The following is a 19,502-nucleotide window of genomic DNA, read 5'->3' on the forward strand; positions in this document are numbered from 1 at the left end:
TTTGATCATATTGAACTAAGCTTATTTTCTAATTCGAAGCGTGTGAGCAATACGTAGCGTTAGTAAGGCTTAGTTGAATAGCTATTTTCTGATTTCAGCTCAGTCAATGCTGAATAATGCAGTTGATAAAAGGTAATTCCCACTTATGACGTATGCATTGGAGTTAACGGAGTTAACGAAAACTTATCACAATGGCGTAAAAGCGCTAAAAGGAATTAATCTCACCGTGGAAGCGGGAGATTTTTATGCTTTATTAGGTCCTAATGGCGCAGGAAAATCGACCACCATTGGTATTATCAGCTCTTTAGTTAATAAGAGTAGTGGCAAAGTTAAAGTCTTTGGCTATGACACAGATACCGATATGGTTAATGCAAAGCGCCAGCTAGGGTTAGTGCCACAAGAGTTCAATTTCAACCCATTTGAAACCGTATTACAAATCGTCCTCAATCAAGCCGGTTATTATGGTGTTCCTCGTAAGTTAGCATTAGAACGTGCTGAAACCTATTTAACTCAGTTAGATTTATGGGAAAAACGTGATGATAGAGCCCGTTTTTTATCTGGGGGAATGAAGCGCCGTTTAATGATTGCTCGTGCATTAATGCATCAGCCAAAATTACTGATCCTTGATGAACCAACAGCAGGTGTTGATATTGAATTACGTCGCTCAATGTGGATGTTTTTAAAACAATTAAACGCTGAAGGAACCACCATTATTTTAACGACACACTATTTAGAAGAAGCAGAAATGTTGTGTAGGAATATTGGTATTATTCAACGTGGTGAACTGGTCGAAAACACCAGTATGAAAGGCTTATTAAGTAAACTAGAGTCTGAAACCTTTATTTTAGATTTAGCACCAAAAAGTCCATTGCCTGAATTACAAAATTATCAATATCGTTTAATGGATACTTCAACATTAGAAGTCGATGTTAAAAGAGAACAAGGTTTAAATAGTGTTTTTGCTCAACTTAATACACAAGGTATTCAAGTGTTAAGTATGAGAAATAAAGCCAATCGCCTTGAAGAATTATTTGTTCATTTAGTTAATGAAGAGCATACAGTAGAAGGAGAGAGGGAATGATTCAGCTGTATTGGGTAGCCCTCAAAACAATTTGGATTAAAGAAGTTACCCGTTTTGGCCGTATTTGGATACAAACGTTAATTCCACCTGTAATAACTATGTCTCTCTATTTCGTTATTTTCGGTAACCTAATTGGTAAACGAATTGGCGATATGGGTGGTGTTGATTATATGCAGTTTATTGTTCCTGGCCTGATTATGATGGCAGTAATAACAAACTCTTATGCCAATGTTTCCTCTTCATTTTTTGGTGCCAAGTTTCAGCGTAGTATCGAAGAGTTATTAGTTTCACCAGTGCCAACGCATGTTGTTATTGCGGGCTTTGTGGGTGGTGGTGTGGCTCGTGGTGTTTGTGTCGGTATCTTAGTGACTCTAGTTTCGCTATTTTTTGTACCTTTAGAAATGCATTCTTGGACAATGGTCGTGGTGACATTGTTGATGACTTCCATTGTGTTTTCACTTGCCGGGTTGTTAAATGCAATCTTTGCGAAAACCTTTGATGATATCAGCATTATTCCAACGTTTGTTTTAACGCCATTAACCTATTTAGGTGGTGTATTTTATTCACTTTCACTCTTACCTGAATTTTGGCAAGGTGTGTCAAAATTAAACCCTATTGTGTATATGATTAGTGGTTTTCGTTATGGCTTTTTGGGTATTACCGATGTTTCTTTAACGGTTACCATCAGTGTGTTGTGTCTTTTCATTGCCGTGTTTTATGTTATAGCATGGTACTTGATTGAAAAAGGCAGAGGTTTAAGAAGCTAATCAATAAAACGAAAATAATAGTTATAATGTTTGAAATCGGTATCTTAATTAGAGATACCGATTTTTTTTAACTGTTTTTTCAGCATAAATGTTAATTTTTCTTTAAATTGACGCTTTGCTATTAACAAAATGATTTTTCTTGTTTAGTATACTAAACACTTTGGTAGGGGATAGAAAGGAAATGTAATGACAACGGCAAGCCAAACAGGCAAAGCACCTGAGGCAATCTCTCGTAATAAGCTTTTATGTATCGCTGGTATGGGCTGGACTTTTGATGCAATGGATGTAGGGCTACTTGCTTTTTTGCTCACTGCATTAAAAGAAGATTGGGGATTAACTGCATCACAATTAGGCTGGATTGGTAGCGTAAACTCAATTGGAATGGCTGTCGGTGCTTTTGTATTTGGCATTATTGCAGATAGAAAAGGACGTAAACCCGTTTTTATCTTTACTTTGTTGCTGTTTAGCTTAGGTTGTGGATTAACTGCATTAGCAAGCTCTTTGATGGTGGTGCTTGTTTTACGTTTCTTTATTGGAATGGGATTGGGTGGGGAATTACCTGTTGCTTCAACACTTGTCAGTGAAAGTGTTGAAACTCATGAGCGAGGTCGAATTGTTGTTTTATTAGAGAGTTTTTGGGCTGTCGGTTGGTTAATTGCGGCTTTGATTGCTTATTTTATTATTCCTGATTATGGCTGGCGTATGGCGATGTTATTAAGTGCATTACCGGCTGTATATGCTCTTTATTTACGATCAAAATTACCTGAACCAACCCCATCTCATATCTCACAGAAAAAAACACGCTTATCGATCCGTCAATCAATGGCATTAATTTGGTCACCTCAGTATCGACGTTCAACGCTAATGTTGTGGATCTTATGGTTCTGTGTCGTTTTCTCTTATTATGGTATTTTTTTATGGCTACCAAGTGTGGCTATGTTAAAAGGCTTTAGTTTAATAAAAAGCTTTCAATATGTGCTTATTATGACATTAGCACAATTACCCGGTTATTTTACCGCTGCGTGGTTAATTGAACGTTATGGGCGAAAATTTGTGTTAGTCACTTATTTAGCAGGAACTGCTATTAGTGCCTATTATTTTAGTGTGGCTGATACCACGACAACGCTACTTATTTTTGGCATGTTACTGTCATTCTTTAATTTAGGGGCTTGGGGGGCTTTATATGCTTATACGCCAGAGCAATATCCTGATGGAATACGAGCAACAGGTGCAGGAACAGCAACAGCAATAGGGCGTATTGGTGGAATATTAGGGCCTTTAATGGTGGGATATTTAGTCCAATATCAATTTGAAATAAGCTCCATATTTCTTATTTTCAGTTTTTCAATTGTTATTGGGATATTGGCAGTGATGTTATTGGGTAAAGAGACAAAGAATAAACCGCTTAACTCAATTTAATCACACTTTATGTGACTAAAAATACAGAAATCTCCTTACTTGTAATATGATAGCGATTAAGAATTTTATGAAGAAAGGGGATAAAAGATGTCTCATTATGATGAAGTGGTTAAACAGGTTGATGATGCTATTGCGACAACCAGTATTGAAACCATGAATGAACTTTTAGTGGAATTAGGTAAAGATAAAACGATTGAATTCCCACTACGTTATGAGCAACAAGAGCGTTTACGCACAGCTATTTTTCATCACGGCGAAAAACATCGCTAATCGAATTATGACTAAGAAATAAGTATTTAAAAAGCGTTTTAACCGTTTTAATAAATAGGTGTAAACGCTTTTTTCTTTTTATTACACCGTATCATACGGATCAAAAAGTCTTTTTACCTTCAAGTACCGCAATTCTATTTTCAATGGACGGATGTGTTGAGAAAAATGAGTCTCCTTTATTAAAAATAAAGGCTGCTTTGCGATAAGCACGTCCCGTTGAACCATCTTCAAAACTTTCAGTGTCATGTTGTGCCGAAATTTTCTTTAGCGCATTAATCATTGCTTGATTATCTTGCGTTAAATCGACAGCGGCGGCATCAGCCATATATTCACGAGTACGAGATAAATAAAAATAAAGGACTTGGGTAATAATCGGTAAAACAAGGTTTAATACAATCAAAATAAGGCGAGCCTTGCTTGCTGCATCATTACTTTTTCCACCCCGGTTGCCTGATGCAATATATAAACGGCTACCAAAGATATTCGTAACCGTCAAAATAACGTTGGCTAAGATGCCAACATATAATGTTAGTCGTGAGTCGCCATGAATAATATGCCCTGTTTCATGGGCTAATACTGCTTGCACTTCTTGGCGATTAAGGCGACTTAATAAGCCAGTGGTTACACCAATAAAGGCATTTTTTTCAGACCAACCAGCTGCAAAAGCATTTGCTTCAGGTGTATCAAGAATATAGAGCTTAGGAATATAGCCTAGCGTGGCACTTAAACTAAGTTCTTCCACAATATTGAGCAATTGGCGCTCTTGTGCATTTACTGTTTCATCTGGGCTAATTAATTTAGCATTCATTCCTGTCAGCATGATTTTGTGCCCTTTAAAATGAATAAAAAGAAGCAATAAAATCGAGATAGCTAAAATAATGAGTGAAGCAATGGGAATAGATTGGAAAGTCAGAAATGCCAACATATTATCAGTGAGATCTAGATAAGGATTTGCTCCAATAGCTGTATCCACCAGCAAACCGATCATTAGCATTAATAGTAAATAAGTTGCTATAACAAAACGAGTTCGAATAGCATTTTTTCGTAGAACATTTCTGAAATCCATTGGTGACTCCAAACAGCACCGCTAAGTGCTGTTTTATCAATCAAGAAGGCATAAGTATCTTTTTATCACTTTAAAAATTAATCGAAATTAATGCGGCGAGCTTCTTCTGTTTTAATAGTTCCTTCATCAAGACGCCAGTACTCTTTATCAATAACTAAGCTTGGGAAAATCTTGACAATAAACACAGCAGGAATAGAAGCAATAAAAGCGCGATATTGTTCTAAAGTACGGTTATAGCCGCGTTTTGCAAAAGAGAGTTTATTTTCCGTTGAAACAATCTCTTCTTGTAAATTTGCCATAATGGTATCGGATTTTAATTCAGGGTAATTTTCAACCGCAACATTAATGGCACCACTTGAAACAATTTTTGATAATTCGTCTTCAGCTGCTTTGGCTTCTTTGCCATTGGCACTTTGAGTTTGTGTTCTTAATTCAGTGATTTTAGTAAATACGTCAGATTCATGGCTGAGATATTTTTTTACTGTAGCTAATAAGCTATCAAAGACTTTACCACGACGATCTAATTGTACTGAAATTTCGGTTTCACTTGAGATAACAGCTTCACGCATAGAAATAATACGGTTGTAATAATAAAAAATAAGACCCAATAACGCGATAGTAATAATTAATCCAGTCATGGTGAAGTGCTCTCTTTTCTAATCGTAAACAGGAAATTGTGTTAAATCTTTAATGTTAATTTTGCCTATTATTGATAAAGATAGCTAGATGATTATTTCATCAAAAACAAAAAGAACATGAATAAAGTAAAATTAATGATATTGATTGAGATAAAAAAATACCCCGAATAAATTCGAGGTAAAAATTAAAGGTAATGCTAGGGCAAATAAAAATATCAAGTGAAACATAGGGGATGAATCTGAGTTAAATAATCGTGTTAACGAAACTATTTAACTCAGAGGTAAAACATTTAGAACCAAGGTGCTTGTGCCATTACGTTGCCATAAAACAGCATTCTTCCCGTGATTTCACCACTAAATAACATCAAAATAGTGATGATAGAGAGCGAAGCTTTGTTAAATGACGTGCTGTGAGACAAAGTAATAATGCAGATACCAATAATTAGACTAGCAATGACTTGCCACCATAATAATAAGCTTGCAACATCTGCACCGGGTACTTGTGTTCTCATAACCAAGCCTATGAGAACTAGGAATGCACCAACTAAGGTTCCTATTTTTAATGAGTTACTAATGGTTTTACCTTGTAAACGCAACCAAGGGATCATTGAGCCAAAACCAAGCAATAACGCTGTGCCAATAAAGCTAATTTGTGTTGCTGGTGTATGCCAAAGAGGATGAGCCTGCATTTGGTAGTAGATTTGTGCTGTGATCAAAATAACAGGTAAACCAATAACGCCACAAAACAACCCAAATAGACTATTACGGCGAATAGCATGAGGTTGTACCCAACTGGCTAGCGCCCATAATGAAATTAAGCCATTTAGCATCACAAAGGCAATTGCTTCGCGACTTAACCAAGAATGTGCAATACCTAATACTGAACGATAAGCACCGAGCGGATCACCTAAGTGTCCCATCGACATTGATGAACCCACAACTTCAATCAGCCAAATGAGTGCAATGGTTGTTCGTAATGCTTTGGTGTTTAGCATTGCAACGTTTTGAGTTTGGTTTTGCCATTGATACAGTGAAAGTGCTAATACCGCACCAATACCCCATTGACTCATAACCGTAAACAGGACTAACGGCAGTTGATAATCATGCATGATTAATCCTCCATACCAATAATGACAATATTAGGATTACTGATGGTGTGATCAGGTACACCATAGCGTTTTTCTAATAAAGCCCAATTTGTCGTGTGTTTTTTACGCAGATCTTCAATTTCACCAAACTCAATAGCCCCAGTAGGACAAGATTCAACACAACGGGGTTTTAAGCCTTCATCAAGTCTATCCGCACACATATTGCATTTACTGGTTTTTCCTTCTACTGGATCATAAACCGGAGCGTTATAAGGGCACGCCATGATGCACATTTGGCAACCGATACATTTTTCATGATCTTGCACGACAATACCGTCTTCACGTTTGGTATAAGTGTCAGCAGGGCAAACTTTTAGGCACTGTGGATCGTCACAATGGTTACAAGACATGGTAATAAAAGCTTGTGCATTGGGTTGATCTTCATTGAATTCGCGAACTCGACGCCACAACACACCTGGAGGCGTGACATTTTCAGATTTACAGGCCATCGAGCAAGTTCGGCAACCATAGCAATCTTTGGTATTTATTAGAAAACCATACTGTTTCTTCGCCATGATCAAGCCTCCCGTCTTACGTTAACTAAGGTGCTATTACAGCAATGGCCGTTACCTAAAGGTTCAACGTGGTCATTGGTAACATGGCTACTACTTCCGCCTTGTTGTTCCCACCATCCATTATCTAATGAAATAACGCCTTGCTTAATATGCGTGGTCACAACGGCAATCGCACGGTGCTCTCCTCGATCATTAAATGCAATAGCCCATTCACCATCTTTAATTCCTCTGGCTAAAGCATCATTAGGATGGATAAGAATATTAGGTTGATTACGCTGTACTTCTAAGATCCACTCATTCATACCATGGCTAGAGTGAACACTACGAGCGAGCTTGCGTTGCACCGCCATTAGTGGGTATTTTTTAGCAAGTTCAGGTGAGCCTTTTGTCGATTCTTTTACGGGATAATAGGTGACAATCGGAGAGAAGTTTTTATCCTGCCACTCTTCAATAAAGAAGTGTGCTTTTTTCGTTGAAGTACGGAAAATGCCATCTTTAAAAGGGATCCAGTCGCCTTCAACTGGGCGCACTGGGCCTTTTTCTAACATTTCACGTGTAATGCCGGAGCCTTTAAGGCAAGCATCAATATAGTGTTCAATAGGTTGGTTGAAAACGTCACCAAAGCCAAAACGTTCGGCAAGACGAGCAAAGATCCAATAATCAGGTTTTGCATCTCCTGGTGGCTCAACCGCTTTTTCCATTAATTGTACATATTGACTACGAACACCTGCCATTAAACTGGTATCTTCAAAAATAGTCGTAACAGGGAGTACAAGATCGGCATAAAGTGCAGTGGATGACATCAAGTTATCAGCAACAACCACAAAAGGTACTTTTTTCAGTGCATTACGTACCATATTAGTGTTAGGAAGTTGTGTCATCACCCCCATGGTCATGATCCACCAAAAATTAATTGGGTGTGGTTTTTCATTGACAATCCAATCACCCACTTTCGCAACAGGAATGGGTTTTATTGGTTTTGCGTTAGGTGCTGGTGGAATAATTGGACTAAATTTTGCCATTTGGCGAGCACCACCGGCATCACAAATTCCAGCACCTTTTTTACCGGTATTGCCGGTTAATAATGCAAGATAAAATTGGCTAGCTGCAACATAAGCACCAAATTCGGTACGTTGAGCGCCGGACATATTTTGCACAATCATAGCGGGTTTGGTGGTGGCATAATCACGAGCTAAACGAATAATAGTTTCTTTCGGGATATCCGTTTCTTGACTGGTTTTTTCGACAGTCCAAGGTTGTGCTTGTTGGTAAATTTGCTCAAAGACAGTCACATAATCAGCATTAGTAGGTAGTTCATTATGAGTTAACGCAGGAATAATATTCGGTGTCTCATGGTGAACAAGTTGCTGACTTAAAGTATCAAAAACTAGATAACTATCTTGATCATCATCAGATTGACGTAATAGTTTTTGCTGTGAGTCAACAAGGTAGACGGCACCTGTGTGTGCACGTAAAAAAGGTTTATCAGTGAGATTTTCTTCAATGATAATTTTGATCATACCTAACGCAAGTGCCGTATCAGTACCAGGAACGATAGGGATCCACTCATCTGCTTTAGCGGCTGTTTCATTAAAGCGAGGATCAATAACCACCATTCTGGCGCCATTTCGACGAGCTTGGTTGTAATTTTTGAAATAGGCCTGCATCGTCACTGCGGGGTTATTACCCCAACAAAGGATATAGCGACTATCTTTTACCGTATCTCGAGTATCTGCGTAGCGTAGACCCACCATTGGGATCATTGCCGCTGTTACGGCAGAGCAACAAAGTGATCCCGCTTGTTTTGTGGAGCCACCTAAGTAATCGAAAAAGGCCTTACCCATATCATTTTTAATCGAGTCCATATTGCCGGCATGAGTAGAGATAAACAGTCCCTCATTACCAAACTTATCAATGGTTTCTCTGATGTTTTTTTCAATGAGATCAAGTGCTTCATCCCAACTAATGGGTTTGAATTCTGCTTTTCCTTTTTCACCCACACGCAATAAAGGTGTGGTTAAACGATCTTTATGGTATACCCATTTGGTTCGGCTCATACCCCGTAAACAACATTTCACATTAAAGCCTTCAGTGGCTTCAACTTTGATAAGTTGCCCCTTATGTGTAAAAGCTGTTAGGTTACAGTGCAAACATTCCATCGCACAGGTTGAACGAAAGGTTTTATATTCGGATAATTTTATCCGTGGTTTCTGGTTAAATATGGGTTTATTTTCATTAACTAGACTGAACGCATTAGGAGAAAGAGCTGCCACGCCAATGGCGCCCATTCCTTTTAACAGCGTTCTTCTATTTAATTCCCACTTTTGATTTTTAGACATAGACATTCTCACGCACAAGAAAAGTTAACTATATATAAACTCAATTCATATATAGTTAACATTGAGGTAGATCATCTAAAAATAGACAAAGAAAATAATCGACAGAAAATAGTTAAAAGGCCACATTTAAAATAAGGTTTTAGTGAAATAAACTAGTAAAAATGACAAAAAAAGAATAATGGGATGTCGTCATAAAACGAAATAAACAACGAATAGGTGTGAAAGAAATAAATGCAGAATTCTCAAGGAGTTAACTCGGTTGATATTGCTATTACCATTCTCGAATTTATTGCATCGAATGGCGGTATTGCCCGATCGTCAGATATTGCAAAAGCCTGTTCGCTTTCAAAAAGTCGCTTACATAAATATTTAGTGTCACTTTGTCGCTCTGAAATGTTGTACCAAGAAAGCGGCGGAAGTCAGTATTGCTTGGGGAGTAAAATTCTTCTTTTAGCGCAGGCAACACCTAAGCCACAATCCATGGTGGATGAAATTAATCAGCTATTATGTGAGTTTAGAGATGAACATAATATGTCTACAGGATTAGTTATTGCGCAAGGCAATCAGCTTTTTTTAACGCGATATAATCGCAGTTTTAAACATGTTGATATTGATTTTTTACCCGATACACCTGTGCCTTATAAAATTAGTGCTGCGGGCTCTATTTTTGCTGTTTTTAGTAATTTAGAGATAGATGCGGGTTTATCAGAAAAACAGAAAAATACTATTCGCCAACAAGGTTTTGCTATTCGTCATGAACCGGCTGAAGGTATTCCTGGTGCACAATCCATTTCATGCCCTGTTTTTAATAAAAAAGGAGAAATGGTGGCAGCAGTATTAACGATGGGCTTTATTGAGTCTGAAAGACAAACTGAATTGGGTAATACACTTAAAGCTAAGATGACGCGCTTTTCACGTTAATTGAGTGGAGTATTGAATTTAGGCATCTTGGCAGGAAAAGCCAAGTGCCTAATATGCAGAGAAGAATTAATCAAATAGCCCTTTTGCAAGGGTATCACCTTGGTGTGGGATGCCGGGTAATACAAAGTAGTATCCGCCACCAAAAGGTTTGATATAGCGCTCTAATGGTTCACCATCTAAGCGTTTTTGGGTATCAATAAAGCCTTTTTTAAGGTTATTTTGAAATGAGATAAAAATCAGTCCCATATCTAATTGACCTGAAGGCGTTAAACCTAATGAATAGCTGTAACTACGTCGGCGTAGTTTGGCGCTATAACGTTCTGGATTTCTTGGCTCTGCTCTTCGCATATGAGAGTCAAACAGCACTCGGTCACCATGAGGATCTTTTTCAAACTGTGGATCGTCCATTTCCTGCTTCATTCCAATTGGCGCACCCGTTGATCGATGACGGCCAAAGTTATTCTCTTGATCTTCAAGCGGTGTTCTATCCCAAAATTCCAATGCAAACCGAATAAGACGCACTGCTTGATAGCTTCCGCCTAAACACCATTGTGGCTCTTTTTGTTCTTCTGTGATCCAGACTAGCGAGTCCATCAGGTTATTATCAGATGAAGGCGCGTTCCCTGAGCCATCTTTAAAACCAAAAAGGTTAATCGGCGTTTGATGATTATCAATATCGCGAGCAGGAAGAAAACCATCAATTTTCCACACCGCATAAACTTGACCAGAAAGATATTTTAAAATATCTCTTAACGCATAAATGACACTTTCTTGGCTATTAGCACAAAACTGGAGTAGAACATCGCCACCACACCATTTTGGATCTAATCGATCATTAGGAAAGGGCTTCATGGGCTCTAAGCGTTTGGGTTTTTTAGGCTGAAAACCAAAACGATTATCAAAAAAGCTATCACCTAACGCGACAGTAATGGTTAATTCATCTGGGTGTAATTGAGTGCCCAGAATACCAGACTCAGCAGGAGGAAGATGTGGATTTGCTCTCTGCTCTAGCTCACGAGGTTGCGTTAAAAAAGCAATTCGTTGTGTCAGAGTTGCGAATATTTTTTTTACTTCATCAACAGTAGTGACTGTTAGATTAAGAGCAATAAATGAGGCGTGTTTTTGTTCTGGAGTAATAACGCCTGCTTGGTGTTTACCTAAATAAGCAATCGTACGTTGATAACGGGGCACAGATGAAGCACTTTGTTTTTGTTGTGCATTAGCCCCTATACTGGCGAGTAATAAGCTTCCACCTAACCATTTTAACGTTGTACGTTTATCGAGGTTAACTGGACTTTTTAATAACGGTTTAAAGAGAGTTTTATTTTTCATCACTTGCTTCTTTATAGTGATAGTAAACATCAATATCGAGCGTGCTACGTAAATTCGCCACTTGCTCTGCTAATTGTGTTACTTGAGAGAAAAGCCAGCTTTTTTCTGTTTCAGAAAGCGCATTTAAAGGCTGGAATAAACCTTCATCACGCTGGTATTTTAAAAGCAGAGCACCAATATCATTATATTGCTTGATCAGAGATTGATATTCAGTAGGGGGAATATGTTCGGATAAGCTCTCCACTATTAAGCGTGATCCGGATAAATTTGCATAACTATCACCTAGATCGCTATTTGAGTATTGGTTTTCAATCCCTGCTAATTTGTCCGTTAAAATAAACTCCAAGCTATCCCCCGCCGATTGGACTAATTTGGGGATTGGGATATCTTCAATGGCTAAACGTTTTTTTAGATCACTAATGCCTCTTAATAGCGCTTTTGCGGACTCTGTAGCTTTTTGCGTATCTTTTAATTTAAAGAGTTGATATTCAATTAAATGAAATCCTGAAAAACGCGATGAGTTTTCTCTTTCAATAAAGAAATCAGCTCGATTATTTAATAAACGTTCGCTTGATCCAAAAAGCGCAATAATAGGGCGAATAACTTCATAGTGATAATGCGCTTGTTGATAGGCATTTTGAGCATTAATAAGCTGATTTTTTTCGCTATTTACTATTAATTTATTGAGTGCTTTTTCAACTTGAGTTAATTGCTCAACAGCCTTTTCTCGGTACATTAAAATATCAGTTTTAAATTTTTCAGGAGTAGGAATATCTCCTTTTGCAACGATGATATTTTCGCTATCTTGAATAATTCCTTGAATGATTTTTTCAGCGTAAATAGGTAGAGAAAACAGCAAAATAAAGAAAAAAACAGTAATATTTCTTCTTTTAAATTTTGTGTTATTTCGCATGCTGAGTACCTCGCTTAAATAACAGTGCAACAATCACCCAGTAGACAATAAACGTCACCACGCTTAAACCAATGGGTTGAGAGCGATAAGCGAAGAATGATACTAAGAAATTACCAAAGACACTCGAGTCATCCAGAATATGGCTAATATCCCAAAGCGGATATATCAAGAAATCAGGTAATTCAAAATCCATTTCAATGAGTAGATTTGCAATTTCTTCTACGGCTTTTAAGAGCAAAGAAACGGCAAGGAATAGCAGTAAAAATCCCGTTACAGTAAAGAAATAACGCCATGAAATAACTTTTGACGTCAGTAAAAATAGCCATAGAGTGAATGCTGCGACAAGTAAGCCAATAAAGACTTCAATAAAGAAAGGCAGTGCTGTTTGTGCATTGAGAGCCATAATATGGCTAGAGAGGAAGACAACAACTTCACTGCCTTCTCTGGCAATTGCAATGGCAATAATCAGTAAAATACCCCATGCACTTTGTTGCTGTGTTTTTTGTGTGAGTTCATTTTCTATGTTGGTTTTTAGTGACTTTCCTTGCCCATTCATCCAATAAACCATTTGAACAATAAGCACACAGGCGAGGATCTCCATTGCGATCATAAATAGAGATTGCCACATATCTTCCAGTGAACTAAATACACCATAAATGCTCAGAGCCAAGATAACAGCAAGAAATAGTCCAAATATAACGCCACTCCACAAGTATTTCATACCTTGTTTTGGCGCTGGAGAGCGCTTTATCCAAGCATAAATAATGCCAATTACCAGTAGCGCTTCAAAACTTTCTCGCCAGACAACAAACAGAACTTGTCCCATATTTACTCTGCCTTTTCAGTTGCAACAATTTCACCTTGAGGGTGAGAAAGGTGAAAATCATCAAAGAAGGTGTAACGACCGGGTTTTAGTGGTGCTATCACAACGACAGAATTTGCGCCAGGAGCTAATACTTTTTCTTTACGTAACTGTGTACTTTCAAATTCAACAGGGCTGGTGCCTGTATTACGGATTTTTATTCTAATGGGGGTTTTGGCAGGTACTTCGAGTACTTGAGGAATAAGCTCGCCGTCTTTCATTTCTAATTCAACAGTAAATTTCTCAGCAGCAAAAACAGAGCTTGTTATCATTAATAGCAGTAATAACGTGTATTTATAGAGATGTTTCATCATCAGCGTTTCACTTAAAAAAAGAGAAAAAGGATAAACTCAATTTTATTGAGCTTATCCGTTATCAAGCTAATTAATAACTACCTTTACGACCTGTGCCGCTATAGGTGAAATCCCATGAAACTTCAAAGGGTTCAAACCAAGGTGCAACACCGGTTTCTTTGTCAATATGGCGACCAAATGTAATATCTTTATTGTATGAAGGTGGGTAAATTTTATAAGTAACATTATATTGGCCATTACCATCGAGTTTCAGATTCTCGCCATAGTGAGGACCATCATTAGCCACCATTGCCATAAAAACGCCTTGCTGTTTTTTCGCTGGCGCATCTGATTTTGTCACGGTGTATTCAATAGTGAGGTAAGGGATCCAGCCACCTTCTGCAAAGCCATTAGGATTGTCTTCTGTAGCATGGATATCGGCTTCTAAATGGATATCGGCTTTATCAGCCGCGAGATGGCTCATTGCATGATGACCTTCTTCGGTATCCATAGTGATAGGTTGAAGGTAAACCCCCTGAATTTCCATACCATTTTTAATAATAGGATGACCTACAGGGTACTCTAGAGCAAAAGCCGAGGTTGAGAGAAACGATAATGCAGTAAGAGAGAGTGCATAGCGATATTTCATGTTTAACCCTTATTTCAAATGATAATTGTTATTATTCTTAATTAGGTTAACACAATTTGTATTAAAGAGAGGAGATAATCTATACGAAAAATATCGCTTAAGTTACGAAAAAAACAGTGAAAAATGTATTAACATTTTATTTTATAAAAGAAAAAAATTTGTTGGTTTAAATATAAAAGATAAATAGAATTGATAACTCAAAGTAATTATACTCATTATGATTATCAAATTAAGAGTGATATATGGAAACCTTATTTATCTTAATAAAAAGATAAAATAGAAGATTTCCATACCAAGAATATTAAATTTGGCTTTGAGCACTCCAAAATTGTTTGGATTGTGTCAGTGCGATAGCAGAAACTTGCTCTTCATTAGGGGGTAAAAAAAACGCTGGTGTCACTTTTAGCTCTTGAGCAATATGAAAGAGCATATCAACATCAATTTTACATAGCCCATTCTCATATCGTGAAAATTGTTGTTGGCTAATACCCACTCGTTCAGCGACAACCTTTGCTGATAAGCGAAGCTGCTGGCGTTGTTTACGAATTTTATGCCCAATAATTTGAGAAATGGGATAAATCTTTGACATTAGTGACCTCATTCTTCCTATCAACCACCAATAATATTCAATAATTCAAATATCAAGTTTCTGTGATGGATCTTCAAAGTAAACAAGCACTCCGGCTTGAATGAGTAAAATCCATTCTATAGTGTTATCGGTTAATAGGCGGAATTATTTATACCCGTCAGGCTATAAGATGATAATAATTTTTATTAAACTATTTTGATATCATTCTTTTTTCTAGCAGGAAAATCGAGAAAAATTTGATAAACAGTGCTATATATTGTCAAAATGCCATTTTATCCATTATTTGTGCTCGCATTTATGATTGATAAAGAGTAAATAATGAAACTATAACAAAAAAGATAAAGCCCTCTTTGACTGTGTTTATACTCGAAAATACCTTTTATATATTTTTTATGATGGGTTATTTTTGAGTTTTTTTTTATTTGGCCCAATTTTTCTTCTTAAATAGCTTTAAAGCGACATACCTCTTTTTACTTTATCGAAATTAATAAAATTACATTCACTTCGAATAGTCCATGGCGTTAATATTGTTATCTATAATACTTAGGTAGATTATAAGTATTACAGGTAATTATCTATTTATCGTCAAGGTCGAGATTATGAATGTAAAAGATATCATTCGTCATGAACCATTTGGAACATTGCTAGGTTATGCGCCTGGTGGTGTCGCGATTTACTCTTCAGATTACAGTAGTATCGATAAAGAAGACTATGCTGCTAATGATTCATTCCGTAGTTATATTGGTAATGAATATATGGGGCACAAGTGGCAGTGTGTTGAATTTGCTCGTCGTTTCCTTTATCTGCATTACGGCGCTGTATTTACTGATGTGGGAATGGCTTATGAGATTTTTTCATTGCGTTTTTTACGTAAAACCATTGATGACGATATATTGCCTCTCCAAGCGTTTGCTAATGGCGGTAAGCAGGCACCAGCTGTTGGTGCTTTACTGATTTGGCAAGAAGGTGGTGAGTTTAAAGTGACCGGTCATGTTGCAGTGATCACTGAAGTGCTCGAAGATAAAATCCGTATTGCAGAACAAAATGTTATCCACACTAGATTACCAGCAGGCCAGCAATGGACACGAGAATTACCGCTTCGCGTTAGTGATGACGGCTACTTTATTCAAGATACTTTTGAGAACACAACGCTTTTAGGTTGGATGATCCAAACTGAACCTAATGCTTATAGTCTTCCTGAGCCTAAAATCACACCTGAACTATTAAATATTCATGCCGAAAAACTTGAAAATAAAGGTCAATTCGATGGGAAATGGCTAGATGAGAGCTCGCCATTAGAGAAAGCTTATATCTATGCGCAACATGGTCATATTATCAATCAAGATAGTTACGAATATTTCACCATTTCAGAAAGTGCAGAGCAGGAGCTTATTCGCGCAAGTAATGAAATGCATTTGATGTATTTGCATGCAACTGAAAAAGTGTTGAAAGATGATAAGTTACTGCGTTTATTCGATATCCCTGAAGTGTTATGGCCTCGCATTCGTTTGTCATGGCAAAACAGACGTCATCAAATGATCACGGGACGATTAGATTTTTGTATGGATGAACGTGGCGTCAAAGTTTATGAATATAATGCAGATTCAGCCTCTTGCCATACAGAAGCTGGCTTAATCATCGAAAAATGGGCACAGAAAGGTGGAATTAAAGAGGGATTTAACCCCGGCGAACGATTACTTGATGCATTAGCTGATGCTTGGAAACATTGTGATGCAAAACCTTTTGTACATATTCTTCAAGATGATGATAGTGAAGAAGATTATCATGCTCTCTTTATGCAACAATCACTGACCCAAGCAGGTTATAACAGTAAAATTCTACGTGGATTAGATGAGCTTCATTGGAATAGTCGCGGCCAATTGATTGATGCAGACAAACGTGTTGTTGAGTGCGTCTGGAAAACATGGGCTTGGGAAACGGCATTAGATCAACTAAGAGAAGAGAGTGAGCAACAAGCACTGATCCCTATTCGTACAGGGCATCCTGAAGGCGAAGTCCGTTTGGTCGATGTACTTTTACGTCCTGAAATTACCGTTTTTGAGCCACTTTGGACACTTATCCCAAGTAATAAAGCCATTTTACCGATTTTATGGCAACTGTTCCCTGACAATCCTTATTTGCTAGATACGGATTTTAAAGTGACTCCTCATCTTGCACAAAGTGGTTATGCAGTTAAACCAATAGCGGGTCGTTGTGGTAGTAACATTGGCTTAGTTGATCATAAAGAAAATGTGTTAGATGAAACCCAAGGTCAATTTGATCACCAAGAAAATATTTATCAGGAATTATGGTGTTTACCGAAAGTCGCAAACCGTTATATTCAAGTTTGCACCTTTACAGTCGGTGGACATTACGGGGGTTGTTGTTTACGTTCTGATCCTACACTAGTTATTAAAAAAGAGAGTGATATAGAACCGTTGATCGTGGTTGAAGATAAACACTTTTTAACTAAATAAGATCATAGACGTTTAGAATTAAGAAATAATAGACCCGCCTAATTGGCGGGTTTATTTTAAAAATAACCAGAATGCTTAGTGAGAAATAGAATGATACAAAAATTTGAAACACTTAGTGAGTTATTAGCATCGCTTTCAACACTTGAATCTAATGAGTGGATTTATACGGAAATTGCAACTTGGAATCGTGATCCTAATCAGGCGATTTTTTATTATATTCCTTGGGATTATCTCCAAGCATTACCTGATGACGAGGTTTATCTTGATGACGAAGATCTGGAAATGCCAAAAGCGGTTGAAGATAAAAATTTACGAGGCTGGATGGTGATTTGTGATTTGGCATTATTTTATCAAGTTCAACAAGCCGAAAAAAAAACCTTACAGTGGGTTATTGAAGAAATTAACTATTATCGTGAATATGATGCTTTTCGGTGTTTGAGTTAGGTGTTTCTTTAGCAATAAAGATCAAATCATTAACTATAATTATTTGATAATTAATGATTTTACTCGTAATTTTTTGTTTTAATAAAGAATGTTTTCAATGTTAGGCCAATCATCAGCATAATGATCTGTCATTAATAAAAAACATTCAGCCACGGCACGGTTTAAAGATTTATGTTCAACAGTATCATTTTCTATTGAAATGACAGACCACACTTTGTTTTCTTGATGATAAGAGCATGACATTTCACAATCTTCTAATAAGGAAAGTGTATCATCGGCATTTTTGAGTAAATCAAATAGTGCGCCATCGGGATCTAAAGAGCTCCAAACTTTTTCGGTTTCTGTATCAAATTCGATTTCATAACCATAACGGCGATAGATAGCTGTTAGGTTTATTTGAAAATCTGTGTAGTGACTATAACGATGGATCGGTGGCTGGTAGGTATCTGGCTCTTGGGCTTTTCGATTATTTTTATAGTCTTGAATTTGTTTTTCTCGAGCTTGAGCTCGTTGATAGCCCTCGTCACCAAATTCTAAAATACGTGCTTTGCGATAAACGTCACTAAAATCTAGTACCGCAGCACCATAATAAAGCCCTTCACCTGTTTTCAGATCCATTAAGTCAACTAAGATATAACGTTTATTCTCAGTGAGTTGTTCTTTATTTCTGATGGATAAACCAGCATATTCTGCAATAGCGACTATCTGTTGTGTTGAAAATGTCATCTCTTTCATAGGGTTTTCCTTAAAAAATTACATGCTTTCCTTGATCTGTTTTTTCAGCCACTGAATGAAAAGCTGTACTTTGGCATTATTCTTTTCGTTTCGAGTGACAAGGTAATAACGCTGAGCACAAAAAAGCTCACTATTATTAAAAGGGATAATTAATTCCTTATTGGCCAGTTGCTTCTGTACTAAACGTTTTCTTCCCATCGCGACGCCAGAGTGATTAACGGCAGCAATCACAGCAAGATCAGAACGGTCAAAACAGATATTACTGCGATTAGGGAAAAGTGAAAGATCCATATGTTCACTCCAAGCTCTCCATTCATCAAAATCAGAATTGTTACTCCATGCTTGTCTATCATGTAGCAAGGTGCAATTAGAGAGATGATGAATATTATTTATAAGCTCATGTTTTTTAGCGTATTCAGGGCTGCATACCGGAATAATCGATTCTGAAATTAAGTCTTCGCAATAAAGATTTTGTAGTTGTTTATCATCAAAATAGATTGCGAGATCAATACCATAGCCTCGAAAGTTAATGTCATCATTTCCTGTGAGCAGATTTAATTCAATGGAAGGGTAACGCTCAGTAAAATCAGCAATACGAGGAACTAACCAACATTGGGCAATGGAAGGACGTGAATAAACGGTAAGTACACCAGAGATTTCTTGGTTATGGATATCTAAAATTTCTTGGTTAATATCTTCTAACGTTTTTTTAAGTGCCCAATAAATACGTTCACCTTCTTCTGTTAGTTCAATTCGGCGATGAAAGCGGTTAAATAACTTAATGCCTAATTCTTCTTCTAGTGTATTAATACGATGGCTAATAGCACTGGGAGTTAATGACAGCTCTTCTGCTGCTAAAGCAAATGAAAGGTGACGACCTGTTGCTTCAAAAGTGTGAAGTCTGGCTAATTGATAACTAGATAATCGTTTATTTCTTAAAATCACGCTAGAAGATTCAAACATTCTTTTATTCTCATTTTATTGTTGATAGTAACGTTAGTTAACAATCAAGGTAATGTTAAGATGAAATACCATGCTATCACT

At 37.2% G+C, this 19,502-nt stretch carries 20 protein-coding genes; 7 read left to right on the forward strand and 13 right to left on the reverse strand.

The window, feature by feature from the left end:
* The first annotated feature begins 145 nt into the window (after positions 1 to 145).
* The 4 genes from ABN217_RS08550 (at position 146) to ABN217_RS08565 (ending at position 3,537) form a co-directional block, all read left to right on the forward strand.
* A complete protein-coding gene (locus tag ABN217_RS08550; protein WP_196553578.1) occupies positions 146 to 1,081 on the forward strand; it encodes an ABC transporter ATP-binding protein in 936 nt (311 codons plus the stop codon).
* On the forward strand, positions 1,078 to 1,848 hold the full coding sequence (locus ABN217_RS08555) for an ABC transporter permease (protein WP_072070987.1): 771 nt from the start codon (positions 1,078 to 1,080) through the stop codon (positions 1,846 to 1,848). Before ABN217_RS08550 ends, ABN217_RS08555 begins: the two co-directional genes overlap by 4 nt.
* A 186-nt stretch (positions 1,849 to 2,034) precedes the next feature.
* On the forward strand, positions 2,035 to 3,267 hold the full coding sequence (locus tag ABN217_RS08560) for an MFS transporter (RefSeq protein ID WP_072070986.1): 1,233 nt from the start codon (positions 2,035 to 2,037) through the stop codon (positions 3,265 to 3,267).
* Positions 3,268 to 3,354: 87 nt separating this feature from the next.
* Positions 3,355 to 3,537: a DUF2526 family protein gene (locus tag ABN217_RS08565; RefSeq protein ID WP_109407946.1), complete on the forward strand. Its 183-nt coding sequence runs from the start codon at positions 3,355 to 3,357 to the stop codon at positions 3,535 to 3,537.
* A gap of 100 nt (positions 3,538 to 3,637) precedes the next feature.
* Here ABN217_RS08565 and htpX read toward each other — a convergent pair whose 3' ends face one another.
* The 5 genes from htpX to ABN217_RS08590 all read right to left on the reverse strand — a co-directional run bounded on the left by htpX (position 3,638) and on the right by ABN217_RS08590 (position 9,243).
* Complete coding sequence (gene htpX, locus ABN217_RS08570) at positions 3,638 to 4,603, reverse strand: zinc metalloprotease HtpX (RefSeq protein ID WP_196553579.1); 966 nt, start codon at positions 4,601 to 4,603, stop codon at positions 3,638 to 3,640.
* Positions 4,604 to 4,680: 77 nt separating this feature from the next.
* Entirely contained in the window at positions 4,681 to 5,241 is a 561-nt protein-coding gene (locus ABN217_RS08575; RefSeq protein ID WP_072070983.1) for a LemA family protein, read from the reverse strand.
* A 290-nt stretch (positions 5,242 to 5,531) separates the two neighbouring features.
* Entirely contained in the window at positions 5,532 to 6,350 is an 819-nt protein-coding gene (locus tag ABN217_RS08580; protein WP_196553580.1) for a dimethyl sulfoxide reductase anchor subunit family protein, read from the reverse strand.
* A 2-nt stretch (positions 6,351 to 6,352) separates the two neighbouring features.
* Complete coding sequence (locus tag ABN217_RS08585) at positions 6,353 to 6,904, reverse strand: 4Fe-4S dicluster domain-containing protein (RefSeq protein WP_196553581.1); 552 nt, start codon at positions 6,902 to 6,904, stop codon at positions 6,353 to 6,355.
* Positions 6,905 to 6,906: 2 nt separating this feature from the next.
* On the reverse strand, positions 6,907 to 9,243 hold the full coding sequence (locus ABN217_RS08590; RefSeq protein WP_349459307.1) for a molybdopterin-containing oxidoreductase family protein: 2,337 nt from the start codon (positions 9,241 to 9,243) through the stop codon (positions 6,907 to 6,909).
* Between the two features lie 231 nt (positions 9,244 to 9,474).
* Here ABN217_RS08590 and ABN217_RS08595 point away from each other — a divergent pair, with 231 nt between their 5' ends.
* Positions 9,475 to 10,164 carry an IclR family transcriptional regulator gene (locus ABN217_RS08595; RefSeq protein WP_196553583.1) on the forward strand — a complete coding sequence of 230 codons (690 nt, stop codon included), beginning with the start codon at positions 9,475 to 9,477 and terminating at the stop codon, positions 10,162 to 10,164.
* A 66-nt stretch (positions 10,165 to 10,230) separates the two neighbouring features.
* On the opposite strand, the gene efeB is transcribed toward ABN217_RS08595, so the two are convergent.
* The 6 genes from efeB to ABN217_RS08625 form a co-directional block, all read right to left on the reverse strand.
* A complete protein-coding gene (gene efeB, locus ABN217_RS08600; protein WP_340895262.1) occupies positions 10,231 to 11,496 on the reverse strand; it encodes an iron uptake transporter deferrochelatase/peroxidase subunit in 1,266 nt (421 codons plus the stop codon).
* On the reverse strand, positions 11,486 to 12,409 hold the full coding sequence (locus ABN217_RS08605; RefSeq protein ID WP_340895263.1) for an EfeM/EfeO family lipoprotein: 924 nt from the start codon (positions 12,407 to 12,409) through the stop codon (positions 11,486 to 11,488). Before ABN217_RS08605 ends, efeB begins: the two co-directional genes overlap by 11 nt.
* The gene (locus ABN217_RS08610; RefSeq protein WP_196553586.1) at positions 12,399 to 13,235 is read right to left on the reverse strand and encodes an FTR1 family protein; all 837 of its coding nucleotides are present in this window, start codon (positions 13,233 to 13,235) and stop codon (positions 12,399 to 12,401) included. Before ABN217_RS08610 ends, ABN217_RS08605 begins: the two co-directional genes overlap by 11 nt.
* 2 nt (positions 13,236 to 13,237) lie before the next feature.
* Positions 13,238 to 13,585, reverse strand: coding sequence for a cupredoxin domain-containing protein (locus ABN217_RS08615; RefSeq protein ID WP_072070975.1), 348 nt, complete (start codon positions 13,583 to 13,585; stop codon positions 13,238 to 13,240).
* A 70-nt stretch (positions 13,586 to 13,655) separates the two neighbouring features.
* Positions 13,656 to 14,213 carry an iron transporter gene (locus ABN217_RS08620; RefSeq protein ID WP_349459308.1) on the reverse strand — a complete coding sequence of 186 codons (558 nt, stop codon included), beginning with the start codon at positions 14,211 to 14,213 and terminating at the stop codon, positions 13,656 to 13,658.
* A gap of 301 nt (positions 14,214 to 14,514) precedes the next feature.
* Positions 14,515 to 14,802 carry a helix-turn-helix domain-containing protein gene (locus tag ABN217_RS08625; RefSeq protein WP_036932801.1) on the reverse strand — a complete coding sequence of 96 codons (288 nt, stop codon included), beginning with the start codon at positions 14,800 to 14,802 and terminating at the stop codon, positions 14,515 to 14,517.
* Positions 14,803 to 15,401: 599 nt separating this feature from the next.
* Here ABN217_RS08625 and gss point away from each other — a divergent pair.
* Together gss and ABN217_RS08635 are read left to right on the forward strand one after the other, a co-directional pair.
* On the forward strand, positions 15,402 to 17,279 hold the full coding sequence (gss, locus tag ABN217_RS08630) for a bifunctional glutathionylspermidine amidase/synthase (protein WP_197269512.1): 1,878 nt from the start codon (positions 15,402 to 15,404) through the stop codon (positions 17,277 to 17,279).
* 90 nt (positions 17,280 to 17,369) lie between these two features.
* Positions 17,370 to 17,723: a hypothetical protein gene (locus ABN217_RS08635; protein ID WP_115350421.1), complete on the forward strand. Its 354-nt coding sequence runs from the start codon at positions 17,370 to 17,372 to the stop codon at positions 17,721 to 17,723.
* Between the two features lie 78 nt (positions 17,724 to 17,801).
* On the opposite strand, the gene ABN217_RS08640 is transcribed toward ABN217_RS08635, so the two are convergent.
* Together ABN217_RS08640 and dsdC are read right to left on the reverse strand one after the other, a co-directional pair.
* A complete protein-coding gene (locus ABN217_RS08640; RefSeq protein WP_196553588.1) occupies positions 17,802 to 18,458 on the reverse strand; it encodes a hypothetical protein in 657 nt (218 codons plus the stop codon).
* Between the two features lie 18 nt (positions 18,459 to 18,476).
* Positions 18,477 to 19,421 carry a DNA-binding transcriptional regulator DsdC gene (gene dsdC, locus ABN217_RS08645; protein WP_115350419.1) on the reverse strand — a complete coding sequence of 315 codons (945 nt, stop codon included), beginning with the start codon at positions 19,419 to 19,421 and terminating at the stop codon, positions 18,477 to 18,479.
* Positions 19,422 to 19,502: the final 81 nt, after the last annotated feature.

The organism is Proteus sp. fly-1067 (assembly GCF_040139345.1).
Lineage (GTDB): Bacteria > Pseudomonadota > Gammaproteobacteria > Enterobacterales > Enterobacteriaceae > Proteus > Proteus vulgaris_B.

Excerpts from the sequence above, each read along its gene's own strand:
- ABN217_RS08635 (WP_115350421.1), top strand. The coding sequence starts at position 17,370 with ATGATACAAAAATTTGAAACACTTAGTGAGTTATTAGCATCGCTTTCA.
- gss (WP_197269512.1), top strand. The coding sequence starts at position 15,402 with ATGAATGTAAAAGATATCATTCGTCATGAACCATTTGGAACATTGCTA.
- dsdC (WP_115350419.1), bottom strand. The coding sequence starts at position 19,421 with ATGTTTGAATCTTCTAGCGTGATTTTAAGAAATAAACGATTATCTAGT.
- ABN217_RS08590 (WP_349459307.1), bottom strand. The coding sequence starts at position 9,243 with ATGTCTAAAAATCAAAAGTGGGAATTAAATAGAAGAACGCTGTTAAAA.
- ABN217_RS08615 (WP_072070975.1), bottom strand. The coding sequence starts at position 13,585 with ATGATGAAACATCTCTATAAATACACGTTATTACTGCTATTAATGATA.
- htpX (WP_196553579.1), bottom strand. The coding sequence starts at position 4,603 with ATGGATTTCAGAAATGTTCTACGAAAAAATGCTATTCGAACTCGTTTT.
- ABN217_RS08575 (WP_072070983.1), bottom strand. The coding sequence starts at position 5,241 with ATGACTGGATTAATTATTACTATCGCGTTATTGGGTCTTATTTTTTAT.
- ABN217_RS08550 (WP_196553578.1), top strand. The coding sequence starts at position 146 with ATGACGTATGCATTGGAGTTAACGGAGTTAACGAAAACTTATCACAAT.
- ABN217_RS08605 (WP_340895263.1), bottom strand. The coding sequence starts at position 12,409 with ATGCGAAATAACACAAAATTTAAAAGAAGAAATATTACTGTTTTTTTC.
- ABN217_RS08595 (WP_196553583.1), top strand. The coding sequence starts at position 9,475 with ATGCAGAATTCTCAAGGAGTTAACTCGGTTGATATTGCTATTACCATT.
- ABN217_RS08580 (WP_196553580.1), bottom strand. The coding sequence starts at position 6,350 with ATGCATGATTATCAACTGCCGTTAGTCCTGTTTACGGTTATGAGTCAA.
- ABN217_RS08555 (WP_072070987.1), top strand. The coding sequence starts at position 1,078 with ATGATTCAGCTGTATTGGGTAGCCCTCAAAACAATTTGGATTAAAGAA.
- ABN217_RS08565 (WP_109407946.1), top strand. The coding sequence starts at position 3,355 with ATGTCTCATTATGATGAAGTGGTTAAACAGGTTGATGATGCTATTGCG.
- ABN217_RS08585 (WP_196553581.1), bottom strand. The coding sequence starts at position 6,904 with ATGGCGAAGAAACAGTATGGTTTTCTAATAAATACCAAAGATTGCTAT.
- ABN217_RS08625 (WP_036932801.1), bottom strand. The coding sequence starts at position 14,802 with ATGTCAAAGATTTATCCCATTTCTCAAATTATTGGGCATAAAATTCGT.
- ABN217_RS08620 (WP_349459308.1), bottom strand. The coding sequence starts at position 14,213 with ATGAAATATCGCTATGCACTCTCTCTTACTGCATTATCGTTTCTCTCA.
- ABN217_RS08560 (WP_072070986.1), top strand. The coding sequence starts at position 2,035 with ATGACAACGGCAAGCCAAACAGGCAAAGCACCTGAGGCAATCTCTCGT.
- efeB (WP_340895262.1), bottom strand. The coding sequence starts at position 11,496 with ATGAAAAATAAAACTCTCTTTAAACCGTTATTAAAAAGTCCAGTTAAC.
- ABN217_RS08610 (WP_196553586.1), bottom strand. The coding sequence starts at position 13,235 with ATGGGACAAGTTCTGTTTGTTGTCTGGCGAGAAAGTTTTGAAGCGCTA.
- ABN217_RS08640 (WP_196553588.1), bottom strand. The coding sequence starts at position 18,458 with ATGAAAGAGATGACATTTTCAACACAACAGATAGTCGCTATTGCAGAA.